The organism is Streptomyces sp. NPDC091376, from assembly GCF_044757085.1.
GTDB classification, from domain to species: Bacteria; Actinomycetota; Actinomycetes; order Streptomycetales; family Streptomycetaceae; genus Streptomyces; species Streptomyces pratisoli.
This window is the reverse complement of record NZ_JBIVUF010000010.1, coordinates 229,000-252,930: the sequence shown is the minus strand read 5'-3', so window position 1 is coordinate 252,930 and position 23,931 is coordinate 229,000. Positions and strand designations below refer to the sequence as shown.

The following is a 23,931-nucleotide window of genomic DNA, read 5'->3' as shown; positions in this document are numbered from 1 at the left end:
CCCCGTCCCCGCAGGAGGGGTTCCCGCGGGGCCTTCGCGCGGGCACCCTGAAGTCATGGGCAACGGCTCGTACGAGTGGCGGTTCGATTCCGGGCGCGTCTGCCTGGATCTCGTGGCGGTGACGCCGGACGGGCCGGAGGGGCTCGGGCGTTGGCTGGTGGCGGCCGGGTTGCTGCCACCCGGGACGCCGTTGGGCCCGGTGACCGGGCACTGGGTCGCGCCGTTCCTCGAACTCCGCGACTGTGTGGCGGGCCTGGTCGACGCGGAGATCGACCACGGACCGGCCGGGCCCGGCGCGGCGGACCCCGCTCTCGCGCGGCTGAACGCGTTCGCCGCCGACTCCGCCCCGCCCGCCGTCACCGCCGTACGCGACGACGAGGGCGTCCTCGTCCGCGCCCCGCTCGCCCGCCCCGAATGCGCCGCGCTGCTCGCCGCCGTCGCCCGGGACGCCGTGGAACTGCTCACCGACCCCGGCGCCCGCGCCCGGCTGCGCCGCTGCGAGGGCGACAACTGCCGCCGCGTCTACCTCGACACCTCCCGTGGGCGGCGCCGCCGTTGGTGCGCGAGCGAGGTCTGCGGGAACCGCGAGCGGGTCGCCAGGCACCGCCGCAGGACCGCCGTCGCCCGGGTCTGACGGCGGCTCGACCGGGGTGCGGCTCCGGCCCTGAGGCATGCCCGGGGACGACCCCGTAAAAGATCTTGAAAAGTTTTTCCGCCCGCGTTGAGTGGATCGGCGGGCTCTTCCGTAGTGATGGAGGACAGACAAGCAGCCACACATCAGACAAGGTCTCGACCGGGAGGTTCAGGTGCGCAAGGATGCCGCCGTGGCCGATGACCGTTCAGGCAGGGCCCGGCATCGCGCCGACTCGTCGCGCACCAGCACCTCCGTCCCGGACGAGGAACTGATGCGCGCGCTGTATCAGGAGCACGCCGGCCCCCTCCTTGCCTACGTACTGCGCCTCGTCGCCGGCGACCGCCAGCGAGCCGAGGACGTGGTTCAGGAGACGCTCATCCGTGCCTGGAAGAACGCCGGTCAGCTCAATCGGGCCACCGGCTCTGTCCGACCCTGGCTGGTGACGGTCGCTAGGCGCATCGTCATCGACGGTCACCGCAGCCGGCAGGCCCGGCCGCAGGAGGTCGATCCGTCGCCGCTGGAGGTCATGCCCGCGGAGGACGAGATCGACAAGGCGTTGTGGCTGATGACGCTATCCGATGCGCTCGATGATTTGACCCCTGCGCACAGGGAAGTACTCGTCGAGACGTATTTCAAGGGGCGTACGGTCAATGAGGCGGCCGAGACACTCGGCATACCCAGTGGGACCGTCCGGTCCCGTGTTTTCTACGCACTGCGTTCCATGAAGCTCGCTCTGGAGGAGAGGGGGGTCACGGCATGAACAGGCAGGACCAGTTCGGACAGTTCGGACAGTCCGAAGAGGGCTCGGTCCATGAAACCGTCGGGGCGTACGTCCTCGGCATTCTGGACGACGCGGAAGCCTCCGCCTTCGAGGCGCATCTCGCGGGCTGCGACATCTGTGCCGCCCACCTCGAGGAGTTCTCGGGCATGGAGCCGATGCTGGCGATGCTCGCGGAGGCCCCGGCCCGCCCGGCCGTGCCCCCGCAGCCCAATGTCCTGCCGTTCGACAGCAGGATCATGGAGCCCCCGCCCCGGACGGCCGCCCCGGCGGCTTCGGCGGGACAGGCCGGTTCGCTCGGCTCGATCCCGACGGCGCCGAGCCCGCAGTTGCTGAACCGGCTCGTCGACGAGGTCGCGGTCAAACGGTCCCGGAAGCGCCGCCGCAGCATGTACATGATCGCGGCATCGGCCGTCCTGATCATCGGCGGCCCGGCCGTCGCGGTGGTCGTCACCCAGGACGACGCCACGGCGGGCAATGTCGCGGCACCTCATCCCACCAGCCCCGCCGAGGACGCCTTCTTCAACCACATGGAGGAGAAGGTCCAGGCCACGGACGCGATCACCAAGGTCAGCGCCACGGTCGGTATGGAGAAGAAGGCCTGGGGCACCCACACGGTCCTGGAGCTCAAGAACGTCAAGGGACCGCTGAAGTGCAGCCTCATCGCCGTCTCCAAGACCGGTGAGGAAGAGGTCGTGACGTCCTGGTCGGTCCCGAAGTGGGGATACGGCATCGAGGACAGCACGCACAAGATGGCGAAGAACCCGCTGTACGTCCACGGCGGAGCCGCCATGGACCGCAACGAGATCGATCACTTCGAGGTCCGTACCTTCGACGGAAAGCGTCTGGTGGAGGTCGGCGCCGAGGCCTGAGCCACGACGCCGGTCCCGCCGCCTGACAGACCGGCCCCCTTCGCGTACGGTTGACGGCTGCCCAGTGCACGTCAGAAGGGGGCCTCGGTGGCCGCGCAGGAAGCCGCTGTCGACACGGTCCGGGACCGCGAGATCGGTGTCGAACAGGAACATCTGGACCAGGTGTACCGCAGGCTCGAGGAGAAGATCCACGAGGCGGAGTTCCTGATGAACGACGCCGCCAAACGCGGCCAGGTCGGCACACCCGGCGCGCTCGCCGAGCGCGACGCCCAGGTGTTCCGGGCCGGGATCCACCTCAATCGGCTCAACAGCGAGTTCGAGGACTTCCTCTTCGGCCGCATCGACCTGCTGCGCGGCAAGCACGGCAAGAAGGGGCCCGACGGCGCCTACACCTCGGTCGAGCCGGCCGAGGACGCCGTGCGGACCGAGGGGTCCGGACAGTACGCCGACATCGCCGAGACGCTGCACATCGGCCGTATCGGAGTCCTCGACTCCGACTACGCGCCGCTGGTCATCGACTGGCGGGCCCCGGCCGCCGCGCCCTTCTACCGCTCCACGCCGGTCGACCCGGGCCGTGTCGTACGCCGACGGGTCATCCGCTCCAAGGGCCGCAAGGTCCTCGGCGTCGAGGACGACCTGATGCGCCCCGAACTGACCGCGCGTCTCGGCGGCGCCGAGCTGCCCGTCATCGGCGACGGTGCGCTGATGGCCGCGCTCGGCCAGGCCCGCAGCCACACCATGCGGGACATCGTGGCCTCCATCCAGGCCGAGCAGGACCTGGTCATCCGCGCCCCCGCCGCCTCCGTCACCGAGGTCGCCGGCGGCCCCGGCACGGGCAAGACGGCGGTCGCGCTGCACCGCGCCGCCTATCTCCTCTACCAGGACCGGCGGCGCTACGCGGGCGGCATCCTCGTCGTCTCGCCGACCCCGCTGCTCGTGGCGTACACCGAGGGCGTGCTGCCCTCGCTGGGCGAGGAGGGCCAGGTCGCGATCCGCGCGGTCGGCTCCCTGGTGGACGGCGTGGAGGCGACGACGTACGACGATCCGGCGGTCGCCCGCGTCAAGGGCTCCTCACGGATGCTGAAGGTGCTGCGCAAGGCGGCGCGGGGAGCGCTCGAACTGGGCAGCGCCCCCGACCGCCTGCGCGTCGTGGCCTTCGGGCGGCGCCTGGAGCTGGAGGCCGAGGAGCTGCGGCGCATCCGCCACAACGTGCTCGGCGGCACCGCGCCGGTGAATCTGCTGCGGCCGCGCGCCCGCCGGCTGCTGCTGGACGCGCTGTACGCGCGGTCCGGCGCCGGGACGCGGCACACCGATCCGGAGCTCGCCGCCGAACTGCGGGCGTCCTTCGACGAGGACATCACCTCCGAGGACGCGTTCCTGACGTTCCTGGACGCCTGGTGGCCCGAGCTGACGCCGCGCGGTGTGCTCGCCGCGATGGCCGACGAGCGGCGGCTCGGCCGCTGGGCGCGACGCATCCTCAACCCCGGCGAGGTGCGCAGACTCGCCCGCAGTCTGAGACGCGACGGGTACTCCGTGCACGACGTGGCGATCCTGGACGAGCTGCAGTCCCTGCTCGGCGTCCCGGCCCGCCCCAGGAGGAAGCGCGAACTCGATCCGCTGGACCAGCTCACCGGGCTGGAGGAGCTGATGCCGCAGCGCGAGGAGACCCAGCGCGAGCGGGCCGAGCGGCTGGCGGCGGAGCGCACCGAGTACGCCCATGTCATCGTCGACGAGGCCCAGGACCTCACGCCCATGCAGTGGCGCCTGGTCGGCCGCCGCGGCCGGCACGCCACCTGGACGGTCGTGGGCGACCCGGCGCAGTCCTCCTGGTCGGACCCGGACGAGGCGGCCGAGGCCCGCGACGAGGCCCTCGGCACCCGGCCGCGCCGCCGCTTCGACCTCACCGTCAACTACCGCAACCCCTCCGAGATCGCCGAGCTCGCCGCGCGGGTGCTGGCCCTCGCGATGCCCGGGATGGAGGCCCCGCGCGCCGTTCGCTCGACCGGCCTCACGCCCCGCTTCACCGTCGCCCGCGACGATCTGGAGCGGACCGTACGGCAGGAGGCCGAGCGGCTCCTGGACGAGGTCGACGGCACCGTGGGCGTCGTGGTCGCGATGAACCGGCGCGAGGAGGCCGCGCGCTGGCTCGCCGGCCTCGGTGACCGGGCGGTGGCTCTCGGTTCGCTGGAGGCCAAGGGACTGGAGTACGACGCGACCGTGGTCGTCTCGCCCGCGGAGATCGCCGACGAGTCCCCGGCCGGGCTGAGGGTGCTGTACGTGGCGCTGACCCGTGCCACCCAGCAGCTGACCGTGGTGTCGGGCAAGCGTGACGAACCGGACGCGGACGGGGTCCCGGACCTGCTCAGGGACTGAGCCGTGGCGCCGGCGGCGCGGCCCGCGGCGTCCGCGCCGCGGGCGTCGCGGAGCCGTTCGGGGGTCAACTCGGCGTAGAGGGAATCACCTTCTGGGAGTCTTTGTTAGCCTGTCTGTGACACCGGCTCGATCCAAGCCCCCGGGCCCAACCTTCGTCCCTCAGAGGGACCACTTGCCGCGAGGCGAGCATGGCGGGTCGGTGTCGCTCAAACGCATCAGGAAGAGGTCCGCGTCGCCGTGAGTGACGCGGACCTCTTCCGTTTCCCGTGATCCTCTTCTGTTTCGTCGAGGATTCTCGTATCGTGGAAAAGGTTTTCCGAAACCGAAACGAACAGTATTACCTGCTACTCGCTGGTAGGTGCGACCATCGGATGGCCCCGCCCGGCCACCGCCGGGCGATGCAGCAATGAAGCTAGGGAAAGCAGAGGAACTCGGCCATGGCAACGGCGCCCAGCGTCTCGTACTCGATGACGGTCCGGCTGGAGGTGCCCGCGAGCGGAACCGCGGTCTCGCAGCTCACCACGGCCGTGGAGTCCTCCGGCGGCTCGGTCTCCGGCCTCGACGTCACTGCTTCCGGCCACGAGAAGCTCCGTATCGACGTCACCATCGCGGCGACCTCCACCACCCACGCCGACGAGATCGTCGAGAAGCTGAGCGGCATCGAGGGCGTCGTCCTCGGCAAGGTCTCCGACCGTACGTTCCTCATGCACCTCGGCGGCAAGATCGAGATGCAGTCCAAGCACCCCATCCGCAACCGTGACGATCTCTCCATGATCTACACGCCGGGTGTGGCACGCGTCTGCATGGCGATCGCCGAGAACCCCGAGGACGCCCGCCGCCTCACCATCAAGCGCAACTCCGTCGCAGTCGTGACGGACGGCTCCGCCGTCCTCGGCCTCGGCAACATCGGCCCGAAGGCCGCCCTGCCCGTCATGGAGGGCAAGGCGGCCCTCTTCAAGCGCTTCGCGGGCATCGACGCCTGGCCGCTGTGCCTGGACACCCAGGACACCGACGCGATCGTCGAGATCGTCAAGGCGATCGCCCCCGGCTTCGCCGGCATCAACCTCGAGGACATCTCCGCGCCCCGCTGCTTCGAGATCGAGGCGCGGCTGCGCGAGGCCCTCGACATCCCCGTCTTCCACGACGACCAGCACGGCACCGCGATCGTCGTGCTCGCCGCCCTCACCAACGCACTGCGCGTGGTGGGCAAGGCGGTTGGGGACGTACGGGTCGTCATGTCGGGCGCCGGGGCGGCCGGTACGGCCATCCTGAAGCTGCTCATCGCGGCGGGCGTGAAGCACGCCGTCGTCGCCGACATCCACGGCGTCGTGCACGCCGGCCGCGAGGACCTGGTGGATGCCGCGCCCGGCACGCCGCTGCGCTGGATCGCCGACAACACCAACCCCGAGGGCGTCACCGGCACGCTGAAGGAGGCCGTCCGGGGCGCCGACGTCTTCATCGGCGTCTCCGCGCCGAACGTGCTGGGCGCGGAGGACGTCGCGGCGATGGCCGACGGTGCCATCGTGTTCGCGCTTGCGAACCCCGACCCCGAGGTGGACCCGGCAATCGCCCGCCAGACGGCGGCAGTTGTCGCCACCGGCCGCTCCGACTTCCCGAACCAGATCAACAACGTGCTGGTCTTCCCGGGCGTCTTCCGCGGGCTCCTGGACGCACAGTCCCGTACGGTGAACACGGAGATGATGCTCGCCGCGGCCACCGCCCTGGCGGACGTCGTCACCGAGGCCGAGCTCAACCCGAACTACATCATCCCGTCCGTCTTCAACGACAAGGTCGCGGGAGCGGTCGCGGGAGCGGTTCGGGAGGCCGCGAAGGCCGCGGGCGCCACGGTGTCCGGCTGAGCACGGCGCGTCGCGAGTCGCGGGGTCGGGAAAGCGCCCTTAGGGTGGCGGACCATGAGCCCGCGACGGCCGCACGGCTCCATCAGGCCCCCAGGGCCGCGTTGGCTCCGTAGGGCCGGCAGGCTCTGTCCGAGTCGCGTCGGCTCCGTGGAGTCCGCACGGAGTCGACGGAACGTCACCGGAACGAGCCTGTGGCGCTTTTCGTGTGACTCCGGAGGGTGCCGGATTGGCTTTCCCGCCGCTGGTGGGGGCAGGATGCTCAATTGGGCGCGAGGGTCTGATGGCAGACCCGGGTCCGGGGAATGTCCGAGGGCCCTGGCAGCATCGGCTTCGCTGTACCCGACATGCGGCTTCCGCCGCGTGGCACGCCTCACAAGCAAGAAGAACACGGGAGTAAGAACATGAACCGCAGTGAGCTGGTGGCCGCGCTGGCCGACCGTGCCGAGGTGACCCGCAAGGACGCCGACGCTGTGCTGGCCGCTCTCGCCGAGACCGTCGGCGAGATCGTCGCCAAGGGCGACGAGAAGGTCACCATCCCCGGTTTCCTGACCTTCGAGCGCACCCACCGTGCCGCTCGCACCGCTCGTAACCCGCAGACCGGCGACCCGATCCAGATCCCGGCCGGCTACAGCGTGAAGGTCTCCGCGGGCTCCAAGCTCAAGGAAGCCGCCAAGGGCAAGTAAGCCCCTGCACTCAAGGGCGGTGCACCCCGTACGGGGTGCACCGCCCTTGTGGTGTCCCGAGGCCGCTGTGGAGTCCTGAGGCCGGTACGGGCCGCACGGGCCGGCGCCGGGCGATCCTCATAGACGTGGGCCCACCGGACGGTGTCCGGTGGGCCCACGTCGCTGCGTGCCGGAGGCGTCAGACGATCGCGCCGCGGGGCAGCTCGACCTTCGCGCCCAGCTCGACGAGCTTCTCCATGAAGTTCTCGTAGCCACGGTTGATCAGATCGATCCCGTGCACCCGGGACGTCCCCTGCGCCGCCAGCGCCGCGATCAGGTACGAGAAGCCGCCGCGCAGGTCGGGAATCACCAGATCGGCGCCCTGGAGCTTCGTCGGGCCGGACACGACGGCCGAGTGCAGGAAGTTCCGCTGGCCGAAGCGGCAGTCCGAGCCGCCCAGGCACTCCCGGTACAGCTGGATGTGCGCACCCATCTGGTTGAGCGCGGATGTGAAGCCGAGGCGGGACTCGTACACCGTCTCGTGGACGATCGACAGCCCCGCCGCCTGCGTCAGCGCCACCACCAGCGGCTGCTGCCAGTCGGTCTGGAAGCCGGGGTGCACGTCCGTCTCCAGCGCGATGGCGTTGAGCGAGCCGCCGGGGTGCCAGAAGCGGATGCCCTCGTCGTCGATCTCGAAGGCGCCGCCGACCTTGCGGTACGTGTTCAGGAAGGTCATCATCGAGCGCTGCTGAGCACCGCGCACATAGATGTTGCCCTCGGTCGCGAGCGCCGCCGACGCCCAGGACGCGGCCTCCAGCCGGTCCGGGAGCGCCCGGTGGGTGTAGCCGCCGAGGCGGTCGACACCGGTGATCCGGATCGTCCGGTCGGTGTCCATGGAAATGATCGCGCCCATCTTCTGCAGTACGCAGATGAGGTCCTCGATCTCCGGCTCCACCGCCGCGTTCGACAGCTCCGTGACGCCCTCCGCCAGCACCGCCGTCAGCAGCACCTGCTCGGTGGAGCCCACGGACGGGTACGGCAGCCGGATCTTGCAACCGCGAAGCCTCTGCGGAGCCTCCAGGTACTGCCCGTCCGCCCGCTTCTCGATCTTCGCGCCGAACTGTCGCAGCACGTCGAAGTGGAAGTCGATCGGCCGGCCGCCGATGTCGCAGCCGCCCAGACCGGGGATGAAGGCGTGGCCGAGCCGGTGCAGCAGCGGGCCGCAGAACAGGATCGGGATCCGCGAGGAACCCGCGTGGGCATCGATGTCGGCGACGTTGGCGCTCTCGACATGCGTCGGGTCGAGCACCAGCTCGCCGGGCTCGTCACCCGGTCGCACCGTCACACCGTGCAGCTGCAGCAGCCCGCGCACCACCCGCACGTCGCGGATGTCGGGCACATTGCGCAGCCGGCTCGGCTCGCTGCCGAGCAGCGCGGCGACCATAGCCTTCGGCACCAGGTTCTTGGCGCCGCGGACGCGGATCTCGCCCTCCAGCGGGGTTCCGCCGTGGACAAGCAGTACATCGTCTGTGCCGGTCATGAATCTCGCGTTCCGGAGGGTCCCCCCAACAAAGCAAGGGGGAGGTCGGGCAGGGGGCCAGAGAAAAGGTTAAGGCCCACCTACCCCTGTGTCGTAAGGCCAAGGGCACCCCACAGGTGTAATGAATTCGGCACAATACGCACCGTTTCGGCGCGCCTGCGGAGGGTGACCGTCCGCCTTGTCCGTACGGGCGCGCGCTCCCGCTGCCGCGGTGCGCCCTGAGCTGCGTCGGCTCGCACTCGGACGCCTGCTCCCCCTGGAGGGCGAAGATGCGGGATCATGTGTCGCATGACCGAGGTGTCCTCCCTCACAGGGCGGCTGCTCGTCGCCACTCCGGCACTGGCGGACCCGAACTTCGACCGCGCGGTGGTGCTCCTGCTCGACCATGACGAGGAGGGTTCCCTCGGCGTGGTCCTGAACCGGCCCACCCCGGTCGGCGTGGGCGACATCCTGGAGCCCTGGGCGCGGCTGGCCGGCGAGCCCGGTGTGGTCTTCCAGGGCGGTCCCGTCTCGCTCGACTCGGCGCTCGGCCTCGCCGTCATCCCCGGTGACGAGGGCCCGCTCGGCTGGCGGCGGGTGCACGGCGCGATCGGGCTCGTCGACCTGGAGGCGCCGCCCGAGCTGCTCGCGGCGGCCCTCGGCTCGCTGCGGATCTTCGCGGGATACGCGGGCTGGGGTCCAGGCCAGCTGGAGGACGAGCTGACGGAGGGGGCCTGGTACGTGGTCGAGTCGGAGCCCGGTGACGTGTCCTCGCCGCAGCCCGAGTCGCTGTGGCGGTCGGTGCTGCGCCGGCAGCGCAACGAGCTCGCGATGGTGGCCACCTATCCGGACGACCCGTCGCTGAACTGAATCGGCGGGGCTTGAGTACCCTTGGCAGCTATGAGCACTCTCGAGCCCGAGCGCGGGGCAGGTACGGGCACCCTCGTGGAGCCGACACCTCAGGTGTCGCACGGCGACGGCGACCACGAGCGCTTCGCCCATTACGTCCAGAAGGACAAGATCATGGCGAGCGCCCTCGACGGCACTCCCGTGGTGGCACTGTGCGGCAAGGTCTGGGTGCCGGGGCGCGACCCCAAGAAGTACCCGGTCTGCCCGATGTGCAAGGAGATCTACGAGTCCATGGGCGCCGGCGGGGACAAGGACAAGGACAAGAGCGGCAAGGACAAGAAGTAGGCGGGTCCTTCCGTCGGAGAACGGCCCCTCGGGGCGCGCTTGGGCGCGCTCCGGGGGGCCGTTCGCGTTGCACGGAGTGCGTCCACTGGTCACAGAGTGGTTGAGACCTCTTGTCGGGCTGTTTGGGTCGCCCTAACCTCCTGCCTGTTGTGCAGTACGAAACGAACGTTGCGTATGTTGCAACGCTGTCGGAGGGGACCCCACTGTGAAGCTTCCTGCCCGAATAGCCGCCCCGGTCACCGCACTTGCCCTGGCCGGCCTCACCGCCACCGCGTGCGCCCCGCAGACCTCCGACAACAGCGCCAAGACCGACGAGAAGAGCGGCACGCTGCGTGTCTGGCTCTTCCAGGAGGTCAGCAACAAGCCGAAGGAACAGGTCGTCGACGCGGCAATCGCCTCTTTCCGCGCCACGCACAAGGACGTGAAGGTCGAGGTCGAGTACATCCCCGTCGACACCCGCGCCCAGCGGATCAAGGCGGCGTTCAACGACCCCGGGAGCGCGCCGGATCTGATCGAGTACGGCAACACGGACACCGCCGGGTACGTCAAGGACGGCGGCCTCGCCGACATCAGCGAGGAGTTCGGCGCCTGGGCGGAGGCGAAGGACACCGACCCGACCGCGAAGCGGTCGGTCACGGTGGACGGAAAGGTGTACGGCGCCCCGCTCTTCGTCGGTGTCCGCGCCCTGTACTACCGCACCGACGTCTTCGAGGACCTCGGCATCCAGCCCCCCAAGACCCAGGCGGAACTCGTCTCCACCGCGAAGAAGGTCCACAAGGCGAAGCCGGAGCTGTACGGGATCGCCGTCGGCGGGGCGTACACGTACGGCGCGATGCCCTTCCTCTGGGCGAACGGCGGCGAACTGGCGACGGAGAGCGGCGGTACGTACAAGGCGGCCGTCAACAGCCCGGCGGCGCGCAAGGGCATCGAGTCGTACACCTCGCTCTTCGGCGACGACAACTGCCCGGCCGCGAAGTGCGCGTCGATGGGCGGCAACGCGACGGTGACGGCCTTCGCCTCCGGGAAGGCCGCCATGGCGATCGGCGGCGACTTCAGCCACGCGGCGGTCGAGGCGGGCACGGTCAAGGGCAAGTACGCGGTCGTCCCGCTGCCGGGCGTCACCGCCGGGTCCATCGCCCCGGCCTTCGCGGGCGGCAACAACATCGGCGTACTGAAGAGCAGTTCGCACCGCACGCTGGCGGTCGAGCTGATGAAGTCCCTCACCGGCAAGGAGACGCAGGGCAAGCTCTTCGACGCGATGGGCTTCCTCCCGACGTACACGGACGTCCGGACACAGGCGGCGACGAAGGAGCCCTTCGTCAAGCCGTTCATCGACACGCTCGCCGCCGACACCAGGTTCGTCCCGGCATCCCCCGGCTGGGGCCAGATCGACGCGTCGCTGGTCCTGCCGACGATGTTCCAGGAGATCGTCAGCGGCAAGAAGAACGTGGCATCGGCCTCGGACGACGCGGCGAAGAAGATGGACGCGGCGTTCGCGTCCGCGGGCTGAGCGAATGACGAACCGTACGCCGGGCGGCGTGCCCGCCGGCCCGCACAGCGGGGCCGTGCCCGGCCCACGGCCGGAACCGGCGACGCCCGGTGGCCCGTCCACGAGCCCGACCGGCGAGGCGATCGCCACGCGGCCCGACCCCGTCGAACCCGGCTCTCCCGCCTCCGGGAGCTCGGCCGGCGAGGCACCGGTGGTCATCCCGGGCGGGACGAAGGAGCCCCGGCCGAAATCCGCACCCCCCGGCCCCCGTACCGCCCGCGGTGCCCGGCGGCCGGGGGCCCCGGGGCGCCAGGGGGGCCCGACCCCGTGGATCTATCTCGCGCCCGCGCTCGTCGTGCTGGGCGGGCTGCTCGTCTACCCGATCTACCAGCTCGGGCTCATCTCGTTCCTGGAGTACACCCAGGCACAGGTCAGCGGCGGCGAGCCCACCTCCTTCCAGGGACTCGGCAACTACAGAGCCCTGTTCCGCGACGGACAGTTCTGGCAGGTCCTCCTCGCCACCGTCGTCTTCGCCGCGGCCTGCGTCGTCGCGACCCTCGCCGTCGGGTGCGCCCTCGCCGTACTGCTCACCCGCATCCGCGCCGTGCCGCGGCTCGCGCTGATGCTCGCCGCGCTCGGTGCCTGGGCGACGCCCGCCGTCACCGGTTCGACGGTCTGGGTCTTCCTCTTCGACCCGGACTTCGGCCCGGTCAACAAGGTCCTCGGGCTCGGCGACCTCTCCTGGACGTACGGGCGCTACAGCGCCTTCGCCCTCGTCCTGTTCGAGGTCGTCTGGTGCTCGTTCCCGTTCGTGATGGTGACCGTCTACGCCGGCATCAAGGCCATCCCCGGCGAGGTCCTCGAAGCCGCCTCGCTCGACGGCGCCTCGCAGTGGCGGATCTGGCGCTCCGTCATGGCACCGATGCTGCGGCCGATCCTCGTCGTGGTGACCATCCAGTCCATCATCTGGGACTTCAAGGTCTTCACCCAGATCTACGTCATGACGAACGGCGGCGGAATCGCCGGCCAGAATCTCGTCCTCAACGTCTACGCCTACCAAAAGGCCTTCGCCTCCTCGCAGTACAGCCTCGGCTCGGCGATCGGCGTCGTGATGCTGCTGATCCTGCTCGCGGTCACGCTGGTCTATCTGCGGTTGCTGCGCCGCCAGGGGGAGGAACTGTGAGCGCGCTCTCCACGCGTATCCGCGTCCGCGTCCGCGTCCGCATCCGCAGGCCGTGGCGGCTCGCGGCGGAGGCCACCGCCCTGGTCGTGGCCGCCGTAGTCGCCTTCCCGCTCTACTGGATGGTCCTCTCCGCCTTCAAACCCGCAGGTGAGATCCAGTCCACCGAGGCGCGCCCCTGGACCCTCTCCCCGTCCCTCGACTCCTTCCGCCGCGTCTTCGAACAGCAGGAATTCGGCCGGTACTTCCTCAACAGCCTTTTCGTGGCGGGCGCCGTCGTGATCGCCTCCGCGCTGATCGCGTTTCTCGCGGCGACCGCCGTGACCCGGTTCCGTTTCCGGTTCCGTACCACCCTGCTGATCATGTTCCTCGTCGCACAGATGGTGCCGATCGAGGCGCTCACCATCCCGCTGTTCTTCCTGATGCGGGACTTCGGTCAGCTCAACACCCTCGGGGCGCTGATCCTTCCGCACATCGCCTTCTCGCTGCCGTTCGCGATCTGGATGCTGCGGGGATTCGTCAAGGCGGTCCCGGAGGCGCTGGAGGAAGCCGCCTGTATCGACGGTGCGAGCCGGACCCGCTTCCTCTGGCAGATCCTGTTCCCGCTGGTGTTCCCGGGCCTCGTGGCGACGAGCGTCTTCTCGTTCATCTCGACCTGGAACGACTTCCTGTTCGCGAAGTCCTTCATCATCAGCGACACCTCGCAGTCCACCCTGCCGATGGCGCTGCTGGTGTTCTTCAAACCGGACGAGAACGACTGGGGCGGGATCATGGCGGCGTCGACCGTGATGACGATTCCGGTACTCGTCTTCTTCGTCCTCGTACAACGGCGTCTGGTTTCCGGGCTGGGCGGAGCGGTGAAGGACTGACGTCATGACCTTCGACGAACTGATCCCCGCTCCGAACACCGTGCGTGCCGTACCGGAGGCGGGCGACTTCGTTCTCGACGGGGCGACCGTCGTGGACGCCGGCCCCGGAACCGAGGGGGCCGCGCGCTGGCTGCGCGGCACTCTCGGTGCCGCCACCGGACTGCCGCTGGAGGCCGGGTCCGGCGAGGACGGCACGACGATTCGGCTGCGTGTCCGATCGGACGAGGCCCGTGAACTGGGCCCCGAGGGCTACCGGCTGCACGCCGACGCCGACGGCGTCACCGTGCACGGCGGGGGAGCCGCCGGGGTCTTCCGGGGCGTCCAGACGCTGCGGCAGCTGCTCGGACCGGACGCCTTCCGCCGCGCCCCGGTCGCCGCCGGCCGGCGCTGGGCCGTGCCCGGAACGTTCGTCGAGGACGCGCCCCGCTTCCGCTGGCGCGGTCTCATGCTCGACGTCGCCCGGCACTTCCTCCCCAAGGACGACGTCCTGCGCTACCTCGATCTCATGGCCGCGCACAAACTCAACGTGTTCCACTTCCACCTGACCGACGACCAGGGCTGGCGCGTCGAGATCAAGCGCTCTCCCCGCCTCACCGAGGTCGGCGCCTGGCGTTCGCGTACGAAATGGGGGCACCGGGCGTCGGACCGCTGGGACGAGAATCCGCACGGCGGTCACTACACGCAGGACGACATCCGCGAAATCGTCGCCTACGCCGCCGAACGGCACATCTCCGTCGTCCCGGAGATCGACATCCCCGGCCATTCGCAGGCCGCCATCGCCGCGTACCCGGAACTGGGCAACACCGACGTCGTCGACACGACCGCCCTTTCCGTCTGGGACGACTGGGGCATCAACCCGAACGTCCTCGCTCCCACCGACGCCGTCCTCCGCTTCTACGAAGGGGTCTTCGAAGAGATCCTCGACCTCTTCCCCGCCACCGTCTCGCCCTTCGTCCACATCGGCGGCGACGAGTGCCTCAAGGACCAGTGGAAGGTCTCGCCCACCGCCCAGGCCCGCATCGAGGAACTGGGCCTCGCCGACGAGGACGAACTGCAGTCCTGGTTCATCCGCCACTTCGACAGCTGGCTGCGTGCCCGCGGCCGCCGCCTCATCGGCTGGGACGAGATCCTCGAAGGCGGTCTCGCCGACGGCGCGGCGGTCTCGTCCTGGCGCGGCTACGCCGGCGGGATCGCCGCCGCCCGCGCGGGGCACGACGTCGTCATGTGCCCCGAGCAGCAGGTCTATCTCGACCACCGCCAGGCGCCCGGCGAGGACGAGCCCATGCCCATCGGGTACGTGCGCACCCTGGAGGACGTCTACCGCTTCGAACCCGTTCCGCCGGAGCTGGCCGGCACCCCCGAGGCCGCGCATGTCCTCGGCACCCAGGCCAATGTCTGGACCGAGGTGATGCAGGACCGCTCCCGCGTCGACTACCAGACCTTCCCGCGTCTCGCCGCCTTCGCCGAGGTCGCCTGGTCCGCGCTGCCCGCGCCCGCCGACCGTGACGTCGCGGATTTCGAGCGGCGAATGTCGGCCCACTACCGCCGCCTTGACGCGCTCGGCGTCGGCTACCGGCCGCCCGGCGGCCCGTTGCCGTGGCAGAAGCGACCGGGTGTGCTCGGACGCCCGATCGAGGGGGCGCCCCCAAACGTGTGAGCCCTGCCTCAACGGGGTGTCCCGTGTGCGAGTCCCTGGGACCGTGGTGGGCCACGGGGAAAAAGTCGTACAAGGAATGCCTTGAACCGGCAATCCGCATGTGACGGCAATGCCGTATCAAAACGGGCATTTCTCTTGCCCGGGGAGGTCCGGGGCGGATGCGTCCTTCGCGGACCCTCGCGTCGGACCGCTCGGAAGATGTGCCAGAGTTGCCACGTCCGGGCTGTGAGCACGTACGGTACGGCAACACAGGCGGACAGCCGGGACACCGGGAAGGGGCAGCTGGGTTGACCACGCACGCACCGCAGGCGGCGCAGTCCGTGACGCTGCCGGCCTCGCTCGACGAGGCCGTGGCGGCGCTCACCGCCATGCCCGCCGCCGTGCCGGTCGCCGGTGGTACGGACCTGATGGCGGCCGTCAACAAGGGCCGGCTGCGGCCCGCGGGCCTCGTCGGACTCGGCCGTATCAGCGAGATCCGCGGCTGGCAGTACCAGGACGGGCACGCGCTCCTGGGCGCCGGCCTCACCCACGCCCGGATGGGCCGGCCCGACTTCGCCGCGCTCATCCCCGCGCTCGCCGCGTCCGCGCGCGCCGCCGGGCCACCGCAGATCCGTAACGCCGGCACGCTCGGCGGCAACATCGTCACCGCCGCCCCCACCGGAGACACCCTGCCCGTACTGGCCGCCCTGGAGGCGGACCTGGTGATCGCGGGACCCGGCGGCGCGACGCGGGAGATCCCCGTCTCCCATCTGCTCGCCGGCCGCGAGATGCTCGGCCCCGCCGAGCTGATCGGCTTCGTCCGCGTACCGCTGCTGCACGCCCCGCAGGTGTTCCTCAAGGCCACCGGGCGCACCGGCCCGGGCCGGGCCTCGGCGGCGGTCGCCGTCGTCCTCGACCCGGCGCGGCGCGGCGTGCGTTGCGCGGTCGGCGCGATCGCGCCCATGCCGCTGCGCCCGCTGGAGGCGGAGCGCTGGATCGCCTCGCTGATCGACTGGGACGGTGAGCGCGGGCTGGCCCCGGAGGCGCTGGCGGCGTTCGGCGAGTACGTGGCGGCCGCCTGCATCCCGGACCCGCAGGGCGAGGAACAGCTGCCGCCGGCCGTCCAGCATCTGCGGCGGGTGGTCGCCGCGCTGGCCCGACGAGCACTGGGGAGGGCGCTGTCATGAGCTCCGAAGAGAACACGTCGCGCAACCGCGCCCCGCACGGCGGCGGCTGGCAGCCGATCCCGCAGGGCGGTGAGTACGACGCCGAGGCCACGGCGTTCGTCCAGCTGCCGCCCGAGGCCGAGATGGACATTCCGCTCGCCGCCCCCGGGCACGGGTACGTGCCGCCGCAGATCCCGCCCGTGACGCCCGAGGCCGCCACCGATCCGGCGGCGACGGGCGGCTGGGCCGCGCCGCAGCAGGGGGCGCCGCAGGCCTCCCACGATCCGCGCGTTCACGATCCGCGAGCCCACGATCCCCGAGCCACGGGCCAGTGGACGTTCCCGGAAGCCGTGGACCCGTCGGCGGCCCCCGCGGAACCGTCCCCGGAAGCGGGGAGCGACCTCACGGGGCAGTGGACGATCCCGGTCGCCCAGGGGGACATCCCGGAGGAATCGGGCGAGTTCACCACGTCGGCCCTGGCGTCCCAGTGGGGCGGCGGCACCCCGCCGGCCACCCTGCCGGGCGGCGCGACGGCGCCCTGGGCCACGACCCCGGACGGCGGCACGCCCGCCGCCGGTACGCCGGTGCCCGAGTCGGGGCCCGAGGTGTCGTACCCGGCGACCCTGCCCGGCGGCGCGTCCGCGCCCTGGGTGACGGAGGGGCCTGTCGGAGGTGACGCCGTACCCGCTCCCGAGCAGCAGGGCGAGCCGGCCGTACCCGACGCCCGCCCCGACACCTCTGAGGCCACACGCCCGACGAATCCCGCGGAGCACGCGGAGTCGGCGGAGCCGGTGTCCGCGGAAGCCGTGGTGCCCGGCGAAGCCGTGGTGCCCGGCGAAGGCGCGGTGCCCGGCGAAGGCGCGGACACCTCCGCCGAACCCTCCGCGGCCCGCAGCGACGAACACCCCCACGGCTCGTACATCCTGCGGGTGAACGGCGCCGACCGCCCCGTCACGGACGCCTGGATCGGCGAATCGCTCCTGTACGTGCTGCGCGAACGCCTCGGCCTCGCCGGCGCCAAGGACGGCTGCTCACAGGGCGAGTGCGGCGCGTGCAACGTCCAGGTCGACGGCCGGCTCGTGGCCTCCTGCCTGGTGCCCGCGGCCACGGCGGCCGGCTCCGAGGTCCGTACGGTCGAGGGCCTTGCCGCCGACGGCGAACCGTCCGACGTCCAGCGCGCCCTCGCCAAGTGCGGAGCCGTCCAGTGCGGCTTCTGCATCCCCGGCATGGCCATGACCGTCCACGATCTGCTGGAGGGCAACCACGCCCCGACGGAGCTCGAGACCCGCCAGGCGCTCTGCGGGAACCTCTGCCGCTGCTCCGGCTACCGCGGCGTCATCGACGCCGTGAGCGAGGTCGTCGCCGAGCGCGAGGCGAGCGCCGCGGCGGCGGCCGAGGCCGTCGAAGAGGCCCGCGGGGGCAACCACGACGGTGCCCATGACGGGACCCACGAGGGGATCCATGAAGGGGCCCGCATCCCGCACCAGGCACCCCCCGGCGGCGGTAGTGTGCAGCCCCACCCGCACGACGGAGGCATGGTGTGAGCAACGACGCGGCCATCGCGGCCCCGGCGGTCGACGGTCCCCAGCAGGAACTGCCCGCTCACGGCCTCGGTGCTTCCCTTCCCCCGGCCGACGCCCGCGCCAAGACCGAGGGCACCTTCCCGTACGCCTCGGACCTCTGGGCCGAGGGGCTGCTGTGGGCGGCGATCCTGCGCTCCCCGCACCCTCATGCCCGTATCACGGCGATCGACACCTCCGCCGCGGCAGAGATGCCCGGCGTACAGGCCGTCATCACCCACGCCGACGTGCCGGGCGACGCCGCTTACGGGCGCCGGATCGCCGACCGCCCCGTCTTCGCGTCCGACGTCGTGCGCCACCACGGGGAGGCCATCGCGGCGGTCGCCGCGGACCACCCCGACACGGCCCGGCTCGCCGCCGCGGCGATCTCGGTCGAGTACGAGGTCCTCGAACCGGTCACCGACCCCGAGAAGGCCTTCGCCGCCGAGCCGCTCCACCCCGACGGCAATCTGATCCGCCACATCCCGCTGAGCTTCGGCGACCCGGAGGCGAGCGGAGAGACCGTCGTCGAGGGGCTCTACCGCATCGGCCGCCAGGACCCGGCCCCCATCGGCGCCGAGGCCGGCCTCGCCGTGCCGCGCCCCGACGGCGGCGTCGAGCTCTACACCGCCTCCACCGACCCGCACACCGACCGCGACCTGGCCGCCGCCTGCTTCGGCCTGGACCAGGAACGCGTCAAGGTCGTCGTCACCGGCGTCCCCGGCGCCACCGGCGACCGCGAGGACCCGGGCTTCCAGATCCCGCTCGGCCTGCTGGCCCTGAAGACCGGCTGCCCGGTCAAGCTCGCCGCCACCCGCGAGGAGTCCTTCCTCGGCCACGCCCACCGCCACCCCACGCTGTTGCGCTACCGCCACCACGCGGACGCCGAGGGCAAGCTGGTGAAGGTGGAGGCGCAGATCCTGCTGGACGCGGGCGCGTACGCCGACGCCTCCTCCGAGTCCCTCGCCGCCGCCGTCGCCTTCGCCTGCGGCCCGTACGTCGTACCCCACGCCTTCATCGAGGGCTGGGCCGTCCGCACCAACAACCCGCCCTCCGGCCATGTGCGCGGAGAGGGGGCGCTGCAGGTGTGCGCGGCCTACGAGGCCCAGATGGACAAGCTGGCCGCGAAACTGGGTCTGGACCCCACGGAGATCCGTCTCCGCAACGTCCTCGCGACCGGCGACATCCTCCCCACCGGCCAGACCGTGACCTGCCCCGCCCCGGTCGCCGAACTCCTCCAGGCCGTCCGCGACTTCCCGCTGCCCACGCTGCCGATGGACACCCCCGAGGAGGCCTGGCTGCTGCCCGGCGGACCCGAGGGCGCCGGCGAGCCCGGCGCGGTGCGCCGCGGCGTCGGCTACGCCCTCGGCATGGTCCACATGCTCGGCGCGGAAGGCGCCGACGAGGTCTCCACGGCCACCGTGAAGGTCCAGGACGGCATCGCCACGGTCATCTGCGCGGCCGTCGAGACCGGACAGGGCTTCGCCACCCTGGCCCGCCAGATCGTGCAGGAGACCCTCGGCATCGACGAGGTCCACGTCGCCTCCGTCGACACCGACCAGCCCCCGGCAGGCCCGGCCGCCCACGGCCGGCACACCTGGGTCTCCGGCGGCGCGGTCGAGCGCGCGGCCAAGATGGTCCGCACCCAGCTCCTGCAGCCCCTCGCCCACAAGTTCGGCATGTCCACCGAACTGCTCCAGATCACCGACGGCAAGATCACGTCGTACGACGGCGTCCTCTCCACGACGGTCACCGAGGCCATGGACGGCAAGGAACTCTGGGCCACCGCCCAGTGCCGCCCCCACCCCACCGAGCCCCTCGACGACCACGGCCAGGGCGACGCCTTCGTCGGCCTCGCCTTCTGCGCGATCCGCGCGGTCGTCGACGTCGACATCGAACTCGGCTCCGTACGCGTCGTCGAGATGGCCGTGGCCCAGGACGTCGGCCGCGTCCTCAACCCCGCCCAGCTCGCCACCCGCATCGAAGCGGGCGTCACCCAGGGCGTCGGCGCCGCCCTCACCGAGAACCTCCGCACCGCCCGCGGCCTCGTCCGCCACCCCGATCTCACGGGCTACGCCCTGCCGACGGCCCTCGACGCCCCGGACGTCCGCATCGTCAAACTCATCGAGGAACGTGACGTGGTGGCCCCCTTCGGCGCCAAGGCCGCCAGCGCGGTCCCGGTCGTCACCTCCCCGGCCGCCGTCGCCTCCGCGGTCCGCGCGGCAACGGGCCGCCCGGTCAACCGCCTCCCGATCCGGCCTCAGGCGGCGGTGGCTTCCTCCGCCTGAACTCTGCGACGGGACATGGGAGTTGGAGTCGTCGACCCGTGTCCACCGCGCTGAGAGCGGCCAGTTGAACGTGACGTACCGATTGCTCTTGCGAGTACGTGAAGCCGTTCACTAGGTTCGACCGAAGTGTGCCCGGACGACGGGACGCACGGGGGAGGAACCTTCATGTCCTGGGACGAGTGGGAGCAGCTCAAGAGCGCGGCGGGCGAGCGGCAGCCGACCGGCATGCAGCTCAATCAGGTGCCCGCGGATCCGGGTGGTTCAGGTACGGGCGGTTCCGGCACGGGCGGGCTCGTCGTGAACCAGGACGACCTGGGAGCCGTCGGGCACGAGGCGTTCATTCTGCACGGCGAGCTGAGCAAAGGGGCGGACCTCGCCGGGATGGGGGCGGACAAGAGCGGGGCGGGGTCGACGATGCAGGCCTCTTCGGAGCTCTCGCGGAACCACTTCGCCCTGGGCCCGGCCCTCGGGACGGCCCTGAGCGTGTGGGACACCTCCCTGAAGACCCTGCTGCAGGCCTGCGCGCACATCTCCAACCACCTCGACTACAGCAAGGCGCAGCACGCGAACGACGACGCGCAGATCGCCGCTTCGCTGCGGCACCGGGACGGCAGCGCGGAGTCCTGGTCGAAGATCAACGAGTACTTCAAGTAGACGCGGGGAAACGGGCGGAACAGGGGGACAGCGGTGGGCAGCCTCACTCTCACGGACCTCGTCGAGGTCGATCTCGGCAAGCTGGGCACGGCCGTCGCGGACTGGAAGAAGGTCGCCGACAGCCTCAAGAAGCTGGCGAGCAACGCCGACAGCGGCATGTACGCCAAGTCGGAGCGTGCGCGCTGGCGCGGTGACAACGCCACGGTGACCCGCGACTTCGTCCGTAAGACGAAGAAGGAGTTCGCCGACGCGCAGGCGCAGGCCCAGACGACGTACCAGCTCCTACAGGACGCCCACACCGAACTCGTCGGCATCCAGAAGAAGGTGAAGACCGCGGTCGGCACGGACGCGGCCGATCTCGGCTGCCGGATCGAGGACATCGGCGGCGGAGCCGTCCGCTGGTTCTTCCCGCACGTACGGGGCGACACCGACGACCGCACCGACGCACAGAAGGGCGCGGCCCAGGCCCTGGCCGACCGCGTGACCGGGCTGATCGGGCACGCGACGGAGATCGACGCCTCCGTGTCGCGGGCGCTCGGCAAGTCGCACGGCAACGACCCGAACAACTTCGGCCACACGAACTACGACTCGCTCGACGCGGCCCAGGAGGAGCGCGCCGCCGAGCTCGCCCAGAAGAGCCTCAAGCTCTACAAGGAGGGCAAGGAGCTGTCGGAGGAGGAGCTCAAGGAGCTCCGCACGATCCTCCGGTACAACGCCGACGACCAGCCCTTCGCCACCAAGCTCTACCGCGACCTCGGCCCCGAGGGCGCCCTCAGGTTCCAGGCACAGCTCTCCCTCGACGGCACCGCCGAGGGCGGCACACAGCTCCAGCTCGCGCGCAGCATCCAGGACAGCATGGGCATCGCCCTCGCCACGGCGCAGCCGAAGCTCGGCGACGAGTACACCCAGGAGCTGATGAAGCTGGGGCGCAGCAACCTCGACCTGGAGATGCTGGGCAACCGCATCGAGCCCAAGGGCTACCAGGTCCTCGGCACCCTGCTGCGCCACGGCACGTACGAGAAGGACTTTCTCGACAAGGTCGGCAACGACATGATCGCGTACGAGCGGGAGATGGACGGCGGCGCCTGGTCCCGCCCGGACGGCAGCTACGCGGGCATGGAGGGCTTCGGCCTCAACGCCGACGCGACCGGCGGAGGCGGCTGGGATCCGCTCACGGGCCTGCTGGAGGCGTACGGCCGCAACCCCGACGCCTCCACCGCATTCCTGCAGGCGAACGTCGCGGGCCCCGGCGAGAGCATGACCAACCTCGACTACCTGATGGGCATGGGCTCCGACGGCAAGGGCGAGGGCGCCCGCACCTGGATCCCCGACGCGACCTCACCGATGACCGCGGGCGAGGACAAGGTGTTCGGCAAGGACGCGCTCGGGCACGCGCTGGAGGCGGCGACGACGGGCATGCCGTTCGACCACGGCCCTGTGTCCCCGCACCCGGAGCACACTCCGGAGCGCCTGGCCATCATGGAGAAGGTGGTCAACTCGCTGGCGGGGGACCCCAAGCTGATGGACGACAAGATGGCCGACAGCATGGGGCGCATGGCGGGCGAGTACATGCCGGAGATCAACAACACGCTGCGGCAGAGCGACAGCTTCGCCGATCTCTACGGCAACCCCACCGGCTTCAACGCCCTGGCGACGACCGAGTTCCTGGACACCATCGGCCGGAACCCGGAGTCGTACGCCGAAGCGACACTCGGTGCGGAGAACTACTCGGCGTCCCTGATGCACCAGGTCGTCAACAACCCGGACGGGTTCACGGGCAACCCGGCAGACAACCTGAAGCACATCGCCTACGGAACCGGCACGATCGAGGGGATCCTGGGTGGCGCACGCCACGACGAGATCGTCACCAAGGGCCAGTTGAGCGACCAGGACTACAACGACCAGCTGCAGAAGCGCGCCGACATGTTCAACACAGTGTTCGGTTCGACGGTCGGTCTTGCCACCGAGCGCGTCCCCATCGCCGGCGAGATCGTCACCGGCGTTACCGAGACCGTTGTCGGTGAGATCGTCGAGGGCGCCGAGCGGAACACGTCGGCGGAGACGGCTCACAACGCGGGCGAGAGCTCGTTCAAAGCGCGTGAGAACGCCGTTGACCAGGCCCTGAACGGGCTCTCCACTGCCGGGACACCGAACGGGGTCGACCCGACCGTGCTGCGGCAGGAAGTGGACACCCGGACCGGCGACGGATACGACCACGGTAAGGAACTGCAGCGTGAAGCCAAGGACCACTACAAGCGCAACCCTCCGAAGTAGGCGAGCATGTCGGTGACAAGAATGTCCGTGCGGGGCAAAGTCCTTGTTCTCGCCGGAGTGGTGGCGGTCGCGGCCGCCGGGCTGGGTGTCTGGCTCTGGGTGGGCGACGGCACGGCGGAGGCCAAGCCGCTGAGCGCGCCCGCGAAGCCGTGTTGGGACGGGACGCCGAGCCGGGCGTCGCTGCAGAAGCTGCTCGGGCCCGGCAAGGAGCTGCTCCACGAGAAGTCGGAGTTCGCTGTCGTCGAGGACCATTCGCCCGCCCACTGCCAGTACGAGGCACTCGGCGACAAGCGGCTGGACACGGTGCTCGACATGGATGTCTCCTGGGCGCAGGAGCTGCCCGGAGCCGACGACCCCCTGAGTGCCGATGCCCGCCCTGGAGACAAGCCCACGCCCTTCGCCGCCGGAGCGTACGCCTCCTACCTGCGGGCCACCCAGCGGGTCTACTTCGAATGTCGGCCGGACTATCCGGCCGACACTCCCGCGCACATGAAGAAGAGCCGGTACGTGTCGGTGGACGTCCTGGCCCGCCCCATGCCTTCCGCCCACCTGAGCGCGAAGCAGGCCCGCGAAGTCGGCCTCGACATCGTGCTGCAGGTCGCCAACAAGGTCGCGGACCAGGCTGGTTGCGCCAACGACACCAACCTTCCGAAGTCCGCGCCCAAGGTCGACGAGGTGAACTGGCCCGACTTCACCTAGGGACGTCCTCCGGCGAGGGCAGCTCTACGCGACGCCTCCCGACACCGCCGTGACGGTCTCGTTCTGCGGCATGAAGAGCCTCTTGCCGTCGGACGTCAGCTTCAAGGACTTCCTGCTGCCCTGGGCGTGGGCCCAGGCCGGTTTGCCCCGACTGCAACGACCGGCCGCGGAGAAGGCCCGCCAGGGATTCCGTGTATCGCGGGTGTATCGACAATCACATACGCCA

The 23,931-nt window shown here is 70.8% G+C and carries 19 protein-coding genes; 18 read left to right on the top strand and 1 reads right to left on the bottom strand.

Annotation, left to right across the window (positions count from 1 at the left end; translation table 11 throughout):
- Positions 1–55 precede the first annotated feature (55 nt).
- The 6 genes from ACIQMR_RS22905 to ACIQMR_RS22880 all read left to right on the top strand — a co-directional run bounded on the left by ACIQMR_RS22905 (position 56) and on the right by ACIQMR_RS22880 (position 7,199).
- Positions 56–634, top strand: a complete 579-nt coding sequence (locus ACIQMR_RS22905) for a CGNR zinc finger domain-containing protein (protein WP_401390173.1) — start codon at positions 56–58, stop codon at positions 632–634.
- Between the two features lie 172 nt (positions 635–806).
- Positions 807–1,394: a sigma-70 family RNA polymerase sigma factor gene (locus ACIQMR_RS22900; RefSeq protein ID WP_266373741.1), complete on the top strand. Its 588-nt coding sequence runs from the start codon at positions 807–809 to the stop codon at positions 1,392–1,394.
- Positions 1,391–2,284 carry an anti-sigma factor family protein gene (locus tag ACIQMR_RS22895; RefSeq protein ID WP_401390170.1) on the top strand — a complete coding sequence of 298 codons (894 nt, stop codon included), beginning with the start codon at positions 1,391–1,393 and terminating at the stop codon, positions 2,282–2,284. The genes ACIQMR_RS22900 and ACIQMR_RS22895 overlap by 4 nt, the downstream gene beginning before the upstream one ends.
- Before the next feature lie 87 nt (positions 2,285–2,371).
- A complete protein-coding gene (locus tag ACIQMR_RS22890; RefSeq protein WP_401390167.1) occupies positions 2,372–4,657 on the top strand; it encodes a HelD family protein in 2,286 nt (761 codons plus the stop codon).
- 437 nt (positions 4,658–5,094) lie between these two features.
- Positions 5,095–6,516, top strand: a complete 1,422-nt coding sequence (locus ACIQMR_RS22885; RefSeq protein WP_401390164.1) for an NAD-dependent malic enzyme — start codon at positions 5,095–5,097, stop codon at positions 6,514–6,516.
- Positions 6,517–6,917: 401 nt separating this feature from the next.
- Entirely contained in the window at positions 6,918–7,199 is a 282-nt protein-coding gene (locus tag ACIQMR_RS22880) for an HU family DNA-binding protein (RefSeq protein ID WP_003954777.1), read from the top strand.
- A 178-nt stretch (positions 7,200–7,377) separates the two neighbouring features.
- On the opposite strand, the gene murA is transcribed toward ACIQMR_RS22880, so the two are convergent.
- Positions 7,378–8,718: a UDP-N-acetylglucosamine 1-carboxyvinyltransferase gene (gene murA / locus ACIQMR_RS22875; RefSeq protein WP_401390160.1), complete on the bottom strand. Its 1,341-nt coding sequence runs from the start codon at positions 8,716–8,718 to the stop codon at positions 7,378–7,380.
- 288 nt (positions 8,719–9,006) lie between these two features.
- Here murA and ACIQMR_RS22870 point away from each other — a divergent pair, with 288 nt between their 5' ends.
- From ACIQMR_RS22870 to ACIQMR_RS22815, 12 genes are all read left to right on the top strand, one after another.
- Complete coding sequence (locus tag ACIQMR_RS22870; protein ID WP_266373746.1) at positions 9,007–9,567, top strand: YqgE/AlgH family protein; 561 nt, start codon at positions 9,007–9,009, stop codon at positions 9,565–9,567.
- A 30-nt stretch (positions 9,568–9,597) separates the two neighbouring features.
- Complete coding sequence (locus ACIQMR_RS22865; RefSeq protein WP_266373747.1) at positions 9,598–9,891, top strand: DUF3039 domain-containing protein; 294 nt, start codon at positions 9,598–9,600, stop codon at positions 9,889–9,891.
- A gap of 205 nt (positions 9,892–10,096) precedes the next feature.
- On the top strand, positions 10,097–11,401 hold the full coding sequence (locus ACIQMR_RS22860; protein WP_401390156.1) for an extracellular solute-binding protein: 1,305 nt from the start codon (positions 10,097–10,099) through the stop codon (positions 11,399–11,401).
- A gap of 196 nt (positions 11,402–11,597) precedes the next feature.
- Positions 11,598–12,563 carry a carbohydrate ABC transporter permease gene (locus ACIQMR_RS22855; RefSeq protein ID WP_401390325.1) on the top strand — a complete coding sequence of 322 codons (966 nt, stop codon included), beginning with the start codon at positions 11,598–11,600 and terminating at the stop codon, positions 12,561–12,563.
- Positions 12,560–13,429 (top strand): carbohydrate ABC transporter permease, encoded by an 870-nt coding sequence (locus tag ACIQMR_RS22850; protein WP_401390153.1) that lies wholly within the window; start codon positions 12,560–12,562, stop codon positions 13,427–13,429. Before ACIQMR_RS22855 ends, ACIQMR_RS22850 begins: the two co-directional genes overlap by 4 nt.
- A 4-nt stretch (positions 13,430–13,433) precedes the next feature.
- The gene (locus ACIQMR_RS22845) at positions 13,434–15,086 is read left to right on the top strand and encodes a beta-N-acetylhexosaminidase (protein ID WP_401390150.1); all 1,653 of its coding nucleotides are present in this window, start codon (positions 13,434–13,436) and stop codon (positions 15,084–15,086) included.
- A 287-nt stretch (positions 15,087–15,373) separates the two neighbouring features.
- Positions 15,374–16,252, top strand: a complete 879-nt coding sequence (locus ACIQMR_RS22840; RefSeq protein WP_401390147.1) for an FAD binding domain-containing protein — start codon at positions 15,374–15,376, stop codon at positions 16,250–16,252.
- Positions 16,249–17,775, top strand: a complete 1,527-nt coding sequence (locus tag ACIQMR_RS22835; protein WP_401390144.1) for a 2Fe-2S iron-sulfur cluster-binding protein — start codon at positions 16,249–16,251, stop codon at positions 17,773–17,775. The genes ACIQMR_RS22840 and ACIQMR_RS22835 overlap by 4 nt, the downstream gene beginning before the upstream one ends.
- The gene (locus tag ACIQMR_RS22830; RefSeq protein ID WP_401390141.1) at positions 17,772–20,078 is read left to right on the top strand and encodes a xanthine dehydrogenase family protein molybdopterin-binding subunit; all 2,307 of its coding nucleotides are present in this window, start codon (positions 17,772–17,774) and stop codon (positions 20,076–20,078) included. Before ACIQMR_RS22835 ends, ACIQMR_RS22830 begins: the two co-directional genes overlap by 4 nt.
- A 165-nt stretch (positions 20,079–20,243) precedes the next feature.
- Complete coding sequence (locus ACIQMR_RS22825) at positions 20,244–20,732, top strand: hypothetical protein (protein ID WP_401390138.1); 489 nt, start codon at positions 20,244–20,246, stop codon at positions 20,730–20,732.
- Between the two features lie 33 nt (positions 20,733–20,765).
- A complete protein-coding gene (locus tag ACIQMR_RS22820) occupies positions 20,766–23,006 on the top strand; it encodes a hypothetical protein (RefSeq protein ID WP_401390135.1) in 2,241 nt (746 codons plus the stop codon).
- A 6-nt stretch (positions 23,007–23,012) separates the two neighbouring features.
- Positions 23,013–23,705: a hypothetical protein gene (locus ACIQMR_RS22815; RefSeq protein WP_401390133.1), complete on the top strand. Its 693-nt coding sequence runs from the start codon at positions 23,013–23,015 to the stop codon at positions 23,703–23,705.
- The last annotated feature ends 226 nt before the right edge of the window (positions 23,706–23,931 follow it).